Here is a 14,417-nt window from a genome sequence, read left to right as displayed (position 1 = left end):
TTTTATTCTTGTGATAGCTCTACTGCTCTGTAGGCTTCAACCGTATTAAAAAATGCAATTGCATTGGCAATGTATGCTTTGGCAAAAGTTTCAGAAGGTTCGTTTTCTCTTATGTTATAAACCAATTCTTTAAAAGAGGTGGCTAATTGAATTTTATTCGTTTCTACAAAAACAGTATCAAACAAATCGATGATTCCTGCGTGATGATTTGTTTTTTGGTTTTCGGCCAATAACAAAGCTTTGGCTCCATTTACAAATCCAGCATAAGCCAAGTAAATCGCATCCGACCATTTTTTATCGTTGTAAGCTTCTTGAGCAAACGTTAATTTATCTTTGGCTTCGTATAATAAAGTCGCTACTAAATCAATCACAACACCCGCACATTCACCCACTCCAACTGCTTTTACATAATTATCGGCGTTGCCCCAGTCTACAAAATCAGCTTCGGTTAAATTGGTTACATCGGCCAAAGGTTTCAAAAATTCATAGAAATACTTCTCTCCTTTAGCATCATAATAATTCAAAAAGGACTGACCGTTGGCATTGGCTTCAAAATCATTTAAAATCAATCGCAAGGCTTCTGGACCGCGACGGCTCGGGATTTTGATTACTTTATCCGAAAAACGTCCTTGTCCGTTTCCTAAATTTCCTCCACCTAATAATACTTGTAAGGCTGGTGCCACCAATTTACCCGCATTGATAGACATGCCTTGGAAACCAATTTCGGCCATATTATGTTGGCCACAAGCATTCATACAACCACTAATTTTGATTGTAATCTCGTTTGAATTGGCATAGTGTGGATATTCTGTCGCCAACACTCTTTCTAGTTCTACGGCAATTCCGGTACTACTCGCTATTCCTAAATTACACGTATCTGTTCCTGGACAAGCAGTGATGTCAGCAGTACTGTTGTAGCCTAACGTAACAAAATCTAATTTGGCCAATTCTTGGTAGAAGAAAGGCAAATCTTCTTCCTTAATATGACGAATTAAAATATCTTGACGTAATGTAAAACGCAGTTCATTGGTAGCGTAATTTTTGATTAAATCAGCCAATTGTCTTGCTTTGTCAATATAAAAATCTCCTAGCGCTACTTTAATTCCGATAGCCACATAACCCGCTTGTTTTTGCGGAATAACATTGGCTTTTTTCCAAGCTTCAAATGCTGCCGTATCTTCAATCGTAACTTTTGGCGCCTTGAGCAATGGTTCTGGAATTGCCTTTTCGAAAGGAGTAGTATCAATTTCAACTACTTGATGCGATAAGGCTTTTTTCTCTTCTTCCACCAAACGTAAAAACTCCTCTTTTCCGATTTCCTTGATCAAGAATTTCATACGTGCTTTTAATCGCTTGGCTCTTTCGCCGTGACGGTCAAAAATTCTCAAAATTCCTTCTGTGGTGGGAATGATTTGATTGGCTGGAATGAATTCAGACAATAATTCGGCGTGACTAGGTTGAGATCCTAAACCGCCTCCAAACAATACTTTAAATCCTTTTTGACCATTGACAATCTTTGGAATAAATCCTAAATCGTGCAAATAGCTCAAAGCGGTATCTTTATCAGAAGAAGAAAAAGACATTTTGAATTTACGTCCCATTTCCTGACACACTGGATTTCTCAAGAAAAATTCGAATAATGCGTGTGCATATGGAGACACATCAAAAGGTTCGTCTGGGTCGATACCTGCAGTTTCACTTGCCGTAATATTTCTAACCGTATTCCCACAAGCTTCTCTAAGCGTTACATCATCTTTCTCTAGCTCAGCCCAAAGTTGTGGTGTTCTGTCTAAACTCACATAGTGAATTTGAATATCCTGACGTGTAGTGATGTGCAGGCGTCCCGTAGAATATTCTTCAGATACTTTACAGATACGGTGTAATTGTTCGCTGGTCACTTTACCAAAAGGCAATTTGATACGAATCATTTGCACGCCTTCTTGACGCTGTCCGTATACACCACGTGCTAAACGCAAGCTACGAAAACGCTCCTCGTCGATTTTTCCATCGCGGAATAAAGCAATTTTTCTTTCTAAATCGATAATGTCCTTTTGAACAATCGGATTCTCTATTTCGGTTCTAAAACTTTCCATAAGCTCCACCCCAGCCCTCCCCAAAAGGGAGGGAGCCGAGTCTAGTATTTAGTTAATAATTTTTTAATTCTATCGTTATTCCCACTAATTCCCCCTTTGGGGGTTAGGATGCTTGCCTATTTTATAAATCCAACGCCAGCTGTCGTGTTTGTTGCAGGGTCAATCAAAATAAAAGCACCATTTGATTTGTTATCTGTGTAACTATCAAAATAGATTGGTTTACTTAATTTGATGGTTACTTCACCAATTTCATTTATAGCCAATTGACTTGCTGGAGTTACCCCTGAATAATCAGTAGCGATTACATTTTTCACACTGTCAATCTTGGCTAAAACTCGGTTGGTATTATGCTGTACTAAATATTTGGCACCACCTACTAATTTTTTGCTGTCCATCCAGCAAATGGTTGTGGTGATTTCTTTTTCTATTTTAGGCAATTCGCTAGATTTTACAATCATATCACCGCGAGTCACATTGATGTCATTTTCCAATTCGATTGTGATAGAGGAACCAGCAATGGCTTCATCGTATTGCTTATCGAAAAAGTGAATGTTGGTTACTTTTGATTCTGTCAAAGAAGGCAAAACGGTTACCGCATCGCCCACTTTAATGGAATTCCCATATAATTTCCCAGCATATCCTCTAAAGTCGTGGTACTCCTCTGTTTTTGGACGAATAACGGTTTGCACTGGAAAACGTGTAATTCCATTTTCATAAATATCATTAGTTTCTAAAGACTCCAAATGTTCCAAAACGGTTTGCCCAGTGTACCAAGGCATATTTTCTGATTTTTGAGCCACATTCCCACCATTGATGGCACTTAGCGGAATATAACTTACATTTTGTTCCTTGTATGCGCTTTTCGCGTTCAAGGCTTGAAAGTCAGCTTTAATTTTATTGAAAACTTCCTCTGAATACTCCACCAAATCCATTTTGTTGATGGCTACAATCACGTCTTTTACTCTCAATAAATTATTGATAAAAAAGTGACGGTAGGTTTGCTCAATTACTCCTTTTCGAGCATCAATCAAAATAATCGACACTTGCGAAGTCGAAGCGCCGGTTACCATATTACGAGTATACTCTACGTGACCTGGTGTATCGGCAATGATGTAACTTTTTTTGGCAGTAGAAAAATAAATATGCGCTACATCTATTGTAATTCCTTGCTCTCTCTCGGCCACCAAACCATCGGTCGCCAAAGAAAAATCTAGGTAATCGTATCCTTTTTGCTTGCTGCTTTTCTCTATTGCTTCAATCTTATCAGTTGTCAAGGATTTTGTATCGTACAATAATCTTCCGATTAACGTACTTTTTCCATCATCTACACTCCCTGCTGTTGCTATTTTTAAAACTTCCATTCTTGTTTTGTTTATTGTTTGTTGTTTATTGTTTGTTGTTTAGAGTAAAAGGACACTTCCATAAACTATAAACGAAAAACCATAAACTCTTAAAAGTATCCTTGTTGTTTTCTTTTTTCCATAGCGGCTTCCGAACGTTTGTCATCGATTCTGGCGCCTCTTTCAGAAATGGTAGAGGAACGAATTTCTCCAACTACTTCAGCAATAGTGGCTGCATACGACTCTACTGCGGCAGTACAACTCATATCACCAACGGTTCTGAAGCGAACAATTCGTTCTTCGATTTGTTCGTCTTCTTCTTGGTACACATAAGGAGAGTGTGACCATATCAAACCGTCTCTCAAAAAAACTTTTCTTTTGTGTGAAAAATAAATCGATGGAATCTCGATTTGCTCTTGTTCGATATAACTCCACACATCCAATTCGGTCCAGTTTGAAATTGGAAAAACGCGTACGTTTTGACCATTTTCAATTTTACCATTCAACAAATCAAACAATTCAGGACGTTGGTTTTTTTCATCCCATTGACCAAAATCATCACGAACCGAGAAAATACGCTCTTTGGCTCTGGCTTTTTCCTCGTCTCTACGGGCTCCACCAATACAAGCATCGAATTTGAATTCTTCGATAGCATCCAAAAGCGTAGTAGTTTGCAATGTATTTCTACTCGAATATTTTCCTGTTTCTTCCACCACTTTACCTTCGTCAATGGCATCTTGCACATTGCGAACGATTAATTCTAATCCTAATTCGGCCACCAATTTATCTCTAAACTCGATGGTTTCTGGAAAATTATGTCCGGTATCTACGTGCAACAACGGAAAAGGAATTTTGGCTGGAAAAAAAGCTTTTTGTGCCAAACGCACTAAGGTAATCGAATCTTTCCCGCCCGAAAAAAGCAAAACAGGTCGGTCAAATTGAGCAATTACTTCTCTGAATATATAAATAGCTTCGCTTTCTAAAGCATTTGTTTTTAATACTGAACTCATTTTTTGTTTATTTGGTAATTTGTTTAACTGTTTAATCGATTAAACAGTTAAACGATTAAACTTTTTATTTTTGGTGCAACCCACATTCTTTGTGACTGGATTCCCAAGACCATCTTCCGGCTCTGATGTCTTCTCCCTCGACAATGGCTCTCGTGCAAGGCGCACAACCGATGCTCACAAAACCTTTTTTGTGCAATGCGTTTTGAGGCACATTGTTGGCATCAATATAGTCCTGAACTTCTTTTAGACTCCATTTCAATAAAGGATTGAATTTGATGATGTCAAAATGGGCATCGTATTCAAAAAAGGCTAAGTCACTTCTATTCTCAGACTGCTCCGCTCGCAATCCTGTAATCCAAATTTGATTCCCTGACAATGCTTTTTTTAATGGCACCACTTTTCGGATAAAACAGCATTCTTTTCTATTTTCAACCGATTCATAAAAACTGTTTGGCCCTTTGGTGTTCAACAAATTTTCTACTTGACTCGTTTCTGGATATAAAGTCTGAATAGTCACTTTGTATTTCTTTAACGTCTTATGAAAAACATCGTAAGTTTCTTGAAACAATCTTCCGGTATCGAGGGTAAATATTTTTATCGGCAATTCATTGGTTGCAATTAAAGCCGTGATTACTTGGTCTTCTTGTCCGAAAGAAGTCGAAAAAACTACTTTTTCTGGAAAATCATTAGCCAAAACAGCTAAAGTTTCCTCGATGGAAAGGTTTTCGGTTTTCTTGATTAATTCTTGTACTTTTAAAGTGCTCATATTTTTTTATTTAAAATCTATTACCCTATCGGTTTTGTAGATTACTTCGCAAAAGTACTACTATTTTCTAAATCACAAAATTTTTTTAAAAAAAATTAGCGTTGTTTTTACATCAAAAAATCAAGTCCATTAATAAATTAAAAGATTTATTGTTAAAGTCATAGGCGTAACATCTCTTCTTTCTATGAATAGTAATGAAGATGACGTCTTCTCTAATTTTTATAAAGCAACATAAAGGAGGAAAAGTGAATTGAAAAAGTAGACGTCTTTAATAGCCCCGGGAGTAGCGGCATCCTTTGTTGTCTCGTTTTTTTAAACGAGATAACAAAGATATAGCGAATCACGGGAGGAGACGTAATGAAAAAGAACAATTCGTGCTCCGAAAAAATTTAATTCTACTTAATCCATAGGATTATTATAAAATTGTTTTACATTTGCAAAAAAAAAAGTTTCAATGGATTTTCATATAGGATTTGTAATTGCAGGTTTAGTCGTAGGTTTTGTGGTTGGTATGACTGGTGTTGGTGGTGGGTCATTGATGACTCCTATTTTGTTATGGTTCGGTATTCCTCCCACTACAGCGGTTGGTACTGATTTACTGTATGCGGCTTTTACCAAAATGGGTGGAATATTTGTTCACAATAAAAAAAGTAATATCAACTGGACCATTGTGGGTTGGCTTTCGTTAGGAAGTGTACCTGCTGCTGCAGTAACCTTATGGATTTTAGAAAGTTTTAAGGCTGATATTTCGGGACTGAATAGCATCATCAAATACAGTCTAGGCTGGGCGCTATTATTCACCTCAATTGCGATAATTTTCAAAAAGAAATTATTGGTGTTTTCTCAAAAACACGCAGGAGATAAATTTCATAGTGAAAGCAAGACTCAAAATTTTCTAACTGTAGCTATTGGAGTGATGCTAGGTGCAACAGTGACATTGACGTCTATCGGCGCTGGTGCTCTAGGAACTGTAACCCTGTTTTTTTTGTATCCACTTTTACCTACTCCAAAATTGGTAGGTACAGAAATTGCACACGCCGTTCCTTTAACGCTAGTGGCTGGCTTTGGTCACGCATCGATGGGTAATATGGACTATGGACTATTAGTGCAATTATTAATGGGGTCTCTACCAGGGATATATATAGGCAGTATGCTCAGTGGAAAAGTCCCTGATTTATTGCTAAGAAATGCCATAGCAATGATGCTGTTTTTTGTTGGGTATAAATTGATTTTTTAATTTTCTCTCACCACTAAATAAACTTTCAAGAACCAAAACGGCAACTGAAAGTATAACAAAGAACCGCAAATTTTAAAACCTAATTAAAATTTGTGAATTTGCGGTTAATTTTTAAAAAGCAATGTCTGCCAAGGTGTTGTTCTCTAAAATCATCAAAGTATTGTCTCTGACTTCCATCATCAGTTTACGAACGGCGCAAGTAGCTTCGTCGTTGCAGTCATCGCAGGGCTCATAGAAATTATGACTGGCACAAGGCAATAAGGCAATTGGTCCTTCGAGTATGCGATAGACTTTGGCCATATTGATGTCTTTGGGTTCTTTGATTAAATAGTATCCGCCGCCTTTTCCTTTTTTGGCACCCAAAAAACCAGAATGACGCAAAAGCAATAAAATACTTTCCAAAAACTTCAAAGAAATATGCTCTGCTTTAGCAATTTCGGCAATTTGAACGGGCGTGTTATCTTCTCGACGAGCTAAGAAAGTAAGGGCTTTGATTCCGTATTTCGTTTTTTTTGAAAGCATAATGAATTTGGGTTGACGTATAACGATTGTAGCTTTTACCTACAACAATCTTTACCTTATTATGGTAACAAAAATATACTTTTTAACAATATAAACACAAAACCCACGGATGAAACCGTGGGTCATTGTATATGAATCAATAATTAAAACTTTTTATGCTAAAGCCTGATTCAAATCAGCAATCACATCTTCTACGGTTTCTAATCCCACGGAAACACGCACCAAACCATCGGTGATGCTCACCGCCAAACGCTCTTCTACAGATAATTTACTATGTGTGGTTGAAGCTGGATGTGTTACAATAGTTCTAGTATCTCCCAAATTAGGCGATAACGAACATAATTTAATTTTATCCAAAAAGGCTCTTCCTGCTTCTAGTCCGCCTTTGATTTCGAAGGCCACGATGTTTCCTCCTAATTTCATTTGCTTTTTGGCAATTTCGTATTGTGGATGCGATTTCAAGAAAGGGTATTTCACTTTATTGACTTGCGGATGATTTTCCAAAAACTCAGCTACTTTCAATGCGTTTTCACAATGTCTATCTACACGAACCGCCAAAGTTTCTAAACTTTTAGACAATACCCAAGCGTTAAATGGCGACAAAGAAGGTCCTGTCAAACGAGAAAAAAGATAAATATCTTTAATCAAATCCGACCTTCCAACGGTAATCCCTCCTAACACTCTTCCTTGACCATCGATTAATTTAGTAGCCGAATGAATCACCAAATCCGCTCCCCATTTGATAGGTTGTTGAATATATGGCGTAGCAAAACAATTATCGATAATCAAAATCAAATTGTGTTTTTTGGCAATGGCACCCAATAATTCCAAATCAATGATATCGATAGCTGGATTCGTTGGAGATTCGGCATAAAGAATCTTTGTGTTGGGCTGAATAAAGCTTTCTATAGTTTCCGGTTGATTGATATCAAAATAGGTCGTTTGAATATTCCACTTTGGAAAATAATTCATAAACAAAGAATGCGAAGCACCAAAAACACTACTCGACGAAACAATATGGTCGCCCGACTTCAACAAAGCCGCAAACGTAGAGTAAATGGCCGCCATTCCTGATGCAAAAGCATAACCCGACTCAGCGCCTTCCATTTTGCAAATTTTATCAATAAACTCAATGGTATTGGGGTTGCTGTAGCGACTGTACACATTGCGCTCTTTTTCTTCTGCGAATGAAGCTCTCATATCTTCGGCATCCTCAAATACAAAACTTGACGTTAAGTATAAAGGCACCGAATGCTCTAAATATTGTGTTCGTTCTATCTGACCGCGAATGGCTTGGGTTTCAAAACCAAAATCTTGTTCGTTCATTTATTTTTTTGTTTTTAACACGAATTGCACGAATTTGCACAAATTCTTATTGTTTTAAATTTCAAAAACAAACTGACAAATCTGTGTAAATCTGTGCAATCTGTGTTTTTTTTGCTTGAATAATTTATAATTCCTCTCCGTTCAAAACCACTTTGTAGTGAATGGTTGCAGTTGGTTCTAAGGTTTTGGAAACAGAACAATATTTCTCAAAAGAAAGTTGTGCTGCACGAGCCGCTTTCTCAGGAACAATTTCACCTTCCAAATAAAACACTACGTAAATGTCTTTGAAGGGTTTAGCTTCGCCCACTTGTACACGTTCTCCTTCAACCTCAGCTTTGAAAGAGGTGATTTGCTGACGTTGTTTTTTCAAAATCGAAATCATATCGATGCCACTGCAACCTGCAACTCCCATCAATACTAATTCCATTGGACTTGGTCCCATATCATTTCCACCAAATTCAGGACGCGCATCTACATTTACTAGATGACCTCTGTCATTTTTTAACTCGAAATGGAAATTTTCGTTTACTCTGTTTAATGTTACTTTCATTATTGGCCTTTTTGAACGCTGATGTCGCGGATTTTAAACGCGGATTCAACGTATTTTATTTAAAAAACTGATTACTAAAAACTGACTACTGATGACTGATTTTATCCTTTATCCGACAACCTCAAAATATCGCCAAAAACACCTCTCGCCGTTACTGCCGAACCTGCTCCTGCTCCTTGAATTACAATAGGTCGGTCGCCGTAGGATTCGGTGTAAATTTCGAAGAAAGAATCCGAACCTTTCAAACCTCCCAAAGCAGTATCCGAAGGTACGGAAACTAATTTTACTTCTAGATTTCCTTTATCGTTTTGCAAATCGCCAGACAGTTCACCAATGTAGCGCAAAACGTGGTTGGTTTTTTGTTCTGCTTTTATTTTGGCATAGATAGGGTCGAACTCTTTTAATTTGTTCAAGAAAGTCGACACATCGCCTTCACGCAAATGCTCTGGAATTAAATTTTGAATGGCAATCTCATCAAATTCGTTTTGCAAATCCAATTCTCTGGCCAAAATCAATAGTTTTCTACCTACATCGTTACCACACAAATCTTCTCTTGGGTCGGGTTCGGTGTAACCGTTGTCGATGGCTTCTTTCAAAATTTCACTAAACGGAACGTCTTTGGCCGAGAAATTATTGAACAAATAACTTAACGTACCTGAAAATACTCCTTTGATTTTGGTGATATTTTCACCTGACAAATGCAACAATTTGATGGTATCAATCAAAGGCAAACCTGCACCTACATTGGTTTCGTACAAATAACTTTTTTGATTCTCATCCAAAACCTTTCTCAATTTTTTATAAAAACTATAGCTCAACGTATTGGCCACTTTATTAGAAGAAATCAAGTCGAAACTACTTTCAATTAATGGAATATAATTTTCAACAAAAGTTGCACTAGCCGTATTATCGATGGCAATTAGATTTTCTAAATGATGTTCATTTGCGTAAGCAATTACCTCATCAATAGTATAGGAATGCCCGTGCGTTTGAATCTCGTTTCTCCAATTCGGTGATACACCATTTTTATTCAACAAGACATTTTTAGAATTGGCTATCGCAAAAACATTCAATCGGATATCTTTTCGTTTTTCAATGGCATCTGCCGATTCCAAAATTTGGTTAATCAAGGTTCCACCAACCAATCCGTGTCCAAAAATTGCAATATTAATTTTCTTAGAAACACCAAAAATTTCCCCGTGGATTACATTCAACGCACGATTCAATTCAGACTTATGCACCACCAAACTCACGTTTTTCCCTGTCACGGTGTTGTTGAACAAAATCGGAACAATCTTGTTTTTGATTAAAGCCGTATAAGGTTTGTGAAACGTACTCAAATCCTGCCCGATAATCGAGATTACTGAAACTTCATCAGTAACCGAAATTTTATTGACATCTTTGGAATAAAAGTCATTTTCGAACTCTTTCTCCAATTCTATCATCGCTTTACTCGCTTTGTCTGCGGCAACTACCAAACCAATACCACGTTCAGAAGACCCTTGCGAAATAATACTTACACTAATATCATTATCGCCCATCACTCTAAAAATACGTGCATCAACACCCGTTTTCCCAAGCAAACCACGACCTTCTAAATTCACCAACGCCACATTCTCTAATACCGAAAGCGTTTTAATACCTTCCTTTCCAGCATTCGAAGTAATTAAAGTTCCTTTGTTTTCGTGATTGAACGTATTTAAAATTCGTAGCGGAATATTTTTTTCCAAAAGCGGAATGATGGTTTTGGCGTGCAAAATAGTAGCGCCAAAATTGGCTAATTCATTGGCTTCGTTAAACGATAGAAAGTCAATTTTTTTAGCATCTTCAACCAATTCTGGATTGGCGGTATAAATTCCGTCCACGTGCGTAAAATTCTGCAATTCGTATGCATTCAAATAATTGGCAAAAAGTGAAGCTGTATAATTACTTCCGTTTCTTCCCAAAGTCGTCGCCTCGTTTTTGTTATTTGAACCAATAAAACCAGTAATTATATTGACTTTATCGCTGTGTTGTTTAAAAAACTGCACCACATTTTTCTTAGAAACTTGCTCGATAGGCTGTGCATCGCCAAATTTTCCATCGGTTTTTATCAATTCTCTAGCATCAGCAAAATTAGCGTTGATTCCTTTTTGCTTCAAAATAGCTGTGATTAATTTGGCCGACAGTAATTCGCCTTGCGACAACACTTGGTCTTTGATTTTTTCGCTATAATCACCAATCAAACTTACCCCTTCAAACAATTTTTCGAGCACGGTAAATTCCTCGGACAAATCCACCGTTGGATAATCCGCTTGTTGATAGGCTTTAAACTTCTCGAACAAAGGTTTGTAATTTTCATTCTTAGACGCAATCGCTAACAAATCTTCCAATTCATCTGTAGCATTGCCTCTTGCCGAAACTACAACGGCAAATTCTTCTCCCTTCAACACTTTATCAGTAAGGATTGCCAAAACTTTTTGAAGTCCTTCTCCATTGGCCAATGATTTTCCTCCGAATTTTAATATCTTCATTTTGTTATATTTTACGAGTTATTCAACTCCTTTTATTTACTTTATTTTAAATTTTATAACATTTAATTGGGCGTGCCCCTGTTACAAAAAGGGGCTAATTTATAGCACCGTTTACAAAGCCCCTTTTTGTAACAGGGTCGGGCTATACGCGCTACTTCGGTAGCCAGCTGCTATCCCTCACGCAAAATTCCACAAGAACTTTTAGTGGAATCTCATTTCTTCAACTATTCAAAAAACGTTGCAAGCAAACGATTCAACTGCTGAAATTCTATTAAAAAAGCATCGTGTCCGTGAATCGATTCAATTTCTTGATACGAAACTTGGTGCTGTAATTCCTGCAATTCAAGATATGTTTTCCGGTTTTCTATTGGGGTAAAAAACAAATCAGTATTAATTCCTATAATATGAATATTGGCCGTTATGGGTGCTACCACACTTTCAAAAGAGCCTCTTCCACGAGTGATATCAATGGTTTTCAACAACTGATTCATCAGTTTATAAGAAGCTAGTTGAAACCGTTGTTGCAATTTCTCTCCATGATGCGCCAACCAACTTTCGATATTAAAAACACCCAATTCGTCATTAATTGTTCGGTTAAATTTAGCTTCAAACGATTCTGGAGTGCGGTAACACAACATCGCGTGTATTCTTGCGTCTTCAATAGGACGAGAGGAGTTATTCAGAATTTGTTCTTGCAAATAGCAATTGGCCATCAACCAATCGGTCGCTTTCCAATCCGTTGCAATTGGAATTAAATGCTGTGCAATTTGTGGCGATAAAGCAGCCATTTCCCAAGCAATTCCTCCACCAACAGAACCTCCAATAATGGCATATACACTATCAATAGCTAGTTGTTGCAAACCTAAATTAAAAAGCTGTGCCACATCGCGAGCGGTAAAATCTAAATAGGATTCAATTACACTGCCGTCAAAACCATTGCCTGGCACATTAAAAGCGAGAATGGTATATTTTTGAGTATCGATAGTTTTTGCAGGTCCAATTAAATCATTCCACCAACCTGTTGCGCCTATCACTTGTGAATTACCCGTCAACGCGTGATTGACCACAACAATAGGAGCCGTATGCAAAGCGGGACCAAAAACTTGATAACTTAGGTTTAAGGTAGCATAAAAAGCACCACTTTCGGTGGCAAAATTAGTAAGGGTTAGTAAGTTGGGTTTATTTTCCAATGTCAAATCTTTGATGTTGTTGATTTGTATTTGGAATATTAGAAAGAAAAACTAGTGAGAACTAGAGGTATTTGTTGCGTTATCTTTTCCCGATTAATCGGGATAGAATGTAGCACCTTCTTCGATTTCCGAAGGGTTGCTAAGGCTTCATTGGGTCTAATCCCTCCGCCTTTCTTTATAACATTTCAATACATTTTTGAACTTAGAGCTGCAAAGTAACTATTTATTTTTTTAACACGCAAATTTTTAAAACAACAACCAAGTCACAAATCAATTGCAAACTTGGTTATTGCTTCCTATTTGTACGGAATATTCTTTAAATGAAAAGCGTATCGTTTTCGTTAGAATACAAATGAAATAACATAGATTTTTTAGTTTTTTCATTTGTAGCTACCGAAGATTTATCCATAATAAAACGTGGATGAATCAACTCGTGTACGGTTTGATCTACTTTTTCTATTTTATTTTTGATGCTTTTTCTACTAAAGAAAGAAACTATTGTGCGGAAGGTTATATTTGTTCTCATGATAATTATTTTTATTTGGTTTTTCTTTTTTTTATTTAACCGAAGCTGTCAAACACAGCTTTCAAATCGGCTTTTAAATCTTCTATATCTTCTAACCCGACCGAGAGTCGAATCAAATCTTTGGTCACTCCAGTTGTTACTTGGTCTTCATCAGACAATTGCTGATGTGTTGTACTCGCGGGATGAATGATTAACGACTTCGTATCTCCGATGTTGGCCAAGAGTGAAAAAAGCTTCGTTTCATCGGCTACTTTTTTCGCTGCTTCGAATCCTCCTTTGAGTCCGAAAGTTACGATACCACTCTGACCCTTAGGCAAATAGTGCGTTACTAAATCGTAATATTTACTCGAGGAAAGCCCCGGATAATTCACCCAAGCCACAGCATCTTGTTGTTCTAACCATTGGGCCAAGGCCAATGCATTTTCGCTGTGCTTCTGGACTCGGATTGGCAAAGTTTCTAAACCTTGAATGATTTGAAAAGCATTGAACGGACTCAGTGCTGCTCCGTAATCTCGTAATCCTTCGATACGAACTTTAGCGATAAAAGCAGCATTCCCTAACGCTTCGTGATACACTAACCCATGATACCCAGCGGATGGCTCGGTAAATTCAGGAAACTTTCCGCTACTCCAGTCAAAAGTTCCTGCATCTATAATGACGCCACCCAACGAAGTCCCATTACCAGAAATGTATTTCGTCAAAGAGTGAATTACAATATTCGCGCCAAATTCAATCGGATTGAGTAAATATGGAGAAGGAACAGTGTTATCTACGATGAAAGGAATTTTAAGCGATTGAGCCTCAGCTGAAATAGCTTTTAGATCCAAAACATCTAATTTTGGATTCCCTAACGACTCAGCAAAAAAGACTTTCGTATTTTCTGTAGCGGCTTTAGTAAAATTTGCTGCTTCTGATGGATCAACGAAAGTGGTAGTAATTCCAAGCCTTGGCAAAGTCACACTCAAAAGATTATAGGTCCCTCCATACAAACTGTTAGAAGCTACAATATGATCACCCGCTTTTAAGAGCACCAATAAAGTAGTGGCAATTGCAGCAGTCCCCGATGCGGTAACTACAGCTCCAATTCCTCCTTCAAGCGCTGCTAAACGTTGCTCTAAAATATCATTGGTTGGGTTATTCAATCGAGTATAAATAAAACCAGCTTCTGACAAACTGAATAAATTAGAAGCGTGTTCAGAATTATTAAAAACATAAGAACTGGTTTGAAAAATAGGAACAGCACGTGTCCCAGCTGTTTTAGTAGTATCGTGTCCTGTATGTAGAGCCTTAGTGGCGAATTTAGTAGTACTCATTTTTTTTATTTTTTAAATTATATTTTTTATC

General features: G+C 37.4%; 12 protein-coding genes and 1 riboswitch. Of the genes, 1 reads left to right on the top strand and 11 read right to left on the bottom strand.

The annotated features are described in order from the left end of the window. Nucleotides 1-2: 2 nt before the first annotated feature. The 4 genes from ACZ1AQ_RS07120 to ACZ1AQ_RS07105 all read right to left on the bottom strand — a co-directional run bounded on the left by ACZ1AQ_RS07120 (nt 3) and on the right by ACZ1AQ_RS07105 (nt 5,209). On the bottom strand, nt 3-2,093 hold the full coding sequence (locus ACZ1AQ_RS07120; RefSeq protein WP_489632236.1) for a nitrite reductase: 2,091 nt from the start codon (nt 2,091-2,093) through the stop codon (nt 3-5). A 116-nt stretch (nt 2,094-2,209) separates the two neighbouring features. Next, on the bottom strand, nt 2,210-3,454 hold the full coding sequence (locus ACZ1AQ_RS07115) for a sulfate adenylyltransferase subunit 1 (RefSeq protein WP_489632235.1): 1,245 nt from the start codon (nt 3,452-3,454) through the stop codon (nt 2,210-2,212). Between the two features lie 89 nt (nt 3,455-3,543). Further along, complete coding sequence (cysD, locus tag ACZ1AQ_RS07110; RefSeq protein WP_159687674.1) at nt 3,544-4,443, bottom strand: sulfate adenylyltransferase subunit CysD; 900 nt, start codon at nt 4,441-4,443, stop codon at nt 3,544-3,546. Between the two features lie 64 nt (nt 4,444-4,507). Beyond that, a complete protein-coding gene (locus ACZ1AQ_RS07105) occupies nt 4,508-5,209 on the bottom strand; it encodes a phosphoadenylyl-sulfate reductase (RefSeq protein WP_489632234.1) in 702 nt (233 codons plus the stop codon). 454 nt (nt 5,210-5,663) lie between these two features. Between ACZ1AQ_RS07105 and ACZ1AQ_RS07100 the strand changes: the two genes are divergently transcribed. Then, nucleotides 5,664-6,446: a sulfite exporter TauE/SafE family protein gene (locus ACZ1AQ_RS07100; RefSeq protein ID WP_489632233.1), complete on the top strand. Its 783-nt coding sequence runs from the start codon at nt 5,664-5,666 to the stop codon at nt 6,444-6,446. A gap of 111 nt (nt 6,447-6,557) precedes the next feature. Here the strand turns inward: ACZ1AQ_RS07100 and ACZ1AQ_RS07095 are convergent, their stop codons facing one another. From ACZ1AQ_RS07095 to ACZ1AQ_RS07065, 7 genes are all read right to left on the bottom strand, one after another. Beyond that, on the bottom strand, nt 6,558-6,968 hold the full coding sequence (locus ACZ1AQ_RS07095) for an RrF2 family transcriptional regulator (RefSeq protein ID WP_024980343.1): 411 nt from the start codon (nt 6,966-6,968) through the stop codon (nt 6,558-6,560). A gap of 153 nt (nt 6,969-7,121) precedes the next feature. Then, nucleotides 7,122-8,294 (bottom strand): trans-sulfuration enzyme family protein, encoded by a 1,173-nt coding sequence (locus ACZ1AQ_RS07090; protein WP_489632232.1) that lies wholly within the window; start codon nt 8,292-8,294, stop codon nt 7,122-7,124. A gap of 124 nt (nt 8,295-8,418) precedes the next feature. Further along, complete coding sequence (locus ACZ1AQ_RS07085) at nt 8,419-8,844, bottom strand: OsmC family protein (protein WP_489632231.1); 426 nt, start codon at nt 8,842-8,844, stop codon at nt 8,419-8,421. 101 nt (nt 8,845-8,945) lie between these two features. Then, nucleotides 8,946-11,357 (bottom strand): bifunctional aspartate kinase/homoserine dehydrogenase I, encoded by a 2,412-nt coding sequence (thrA, locus tag ACZ1AQ_RS07080; protein WP_489632230.1) that lies wholly within the window; start codon nt 11,355-11,357, stop codon nt 8,946-8,948. Nucleotides 11,358-11,581: 224 nt separating this feature from the next. Continuing rightward, nucleotides 11,582-12,547, bottom strand: a complete 966-nt coding sequence (locus tag ACZ1AQ_RS07075; protein WP_489632229.1) for an alpha/beta fold hydrolase — start codon at nt 12,545-12,547, stop codon at nt 11,582-11,584. A gap of 76 nt (nt 12,548-12,623) precedes the next feature. Then, a riboswitch (SAM riboswitch) is annotated at nt 12,624-12,731 on the bottom strand. 132 nt (nt 12,732-12,863) lie between these two features. Then, nucleotides 12,864-13,073 (bottom strand): hypothetical protein, encoded by a 210-nt coding sequence (locus ACZ1AQ_RS07070; protein ID WP_489632228.1) that lies wholly within the window; start codon nt 13,071-13,073, stop codon nt 12,864-12,866. Nucleotides 13,074-13,108: 35 nt separating this feature from the next. Further along, nucleotides 13,109-14,386, bottom strand: a complete 1,278-nt coding sequence (locus ACZ1AQ_RS07065; RefSeq protein WP_489632227.1) for an O-acetylhomoserine aminocarboxypropyltransferase/cysteine synthase family protein — start codon at nt 14,384-14,386, stop codon at nt 13,109-13,111. Nucleotides 14,387-14,417: the final 31 nt, after the last annotated feature.

The organism is Flavobacterium sp. UM26 (genome assembly GCF_057922445.1).
Note: the sequence above shows the minus strand (reverse complement) of the source record. Positions and strands in the feature narration are given on the sequence as shown.

Coding starts and splice junctions, on each gene's coding strand:
- ACZ1AQ_RS07120 (WP_489632236.1), bottom strand. CDS start 2,093: ATGGAAAGTTTTAGAACCGAAATAGAGAATCCGATTGTTCAAAAGGAC.
- ACZ1AQ_RS07115 (WP_489632235.1), bottom strand. CDS start 3,454: ATGGAAGTTTTAAAAATAGCAACAGCAGGGAGTGTAGATGATGGAAAA.
- cysD (WP_159687674.1), bottom strand. CDS start 4,443: ATGAGTTCAGTATTAAAAACAAATGCTTTAGAAAGCGAAGCTATTTAT.
- ACZ1AQ_RS07105 (WP_489632234.1), bottom strand. CDS start 5,209: ATGAGCACTTTAAAAGTACAAGAATTAATCAAGAAAACCGAAAACCTT.
- ACZ1AQ_RS07100 (WP_489632233.1), top strand. CDS start 5,664: ATGGATTTTCATATAGGATTTGTAATTGCAGGTTTAGTCGTAGGTTTT.
- ACZ1AQ_RS07095 (WP_024980343.1), bottom strand. CDS start 6,968: ATGCTTTCAAAAAAAACGAAATACGGAATCAAAGCCCTTACTTTCTTA.
- ACZ1AQ_RS07090 (WP_489632232.1), bottom strand. CDS start 8,294: ATGAACGAACAAGATTTTGGTTTTGAAACCCAAGCCATTCGCGGTCAG.
- ACZ1AQ_RS07085 (WP_489632231.1), bottom strand. CDS start 8,844: ATGAAAGTAACATTAAACAGAGTAAACGAAAATTTCCATTTCGAGTTA.
- thrA (WP_489632230.1), bottom strand. CDS start 11,357: ATGAAGATATTAAAATTCGGAGGAAAATCATTGGCCAATGGAGAAGGA.
- ACZ1AQ_RS07070 (WP_489632228.1), bottom strand. CDS start 13,073: ATGAGAACAAATATAACCTTCCGCACAATAGTTTCTTTCTTTAGTAGA.
- ACZ1AQ_RS07065 (WP_489632227.1), bottom strand. CDS start 14,386: ATGAGTACTACTAAATTCGCCACTAAGGCTCTACATACAGGACACGAT.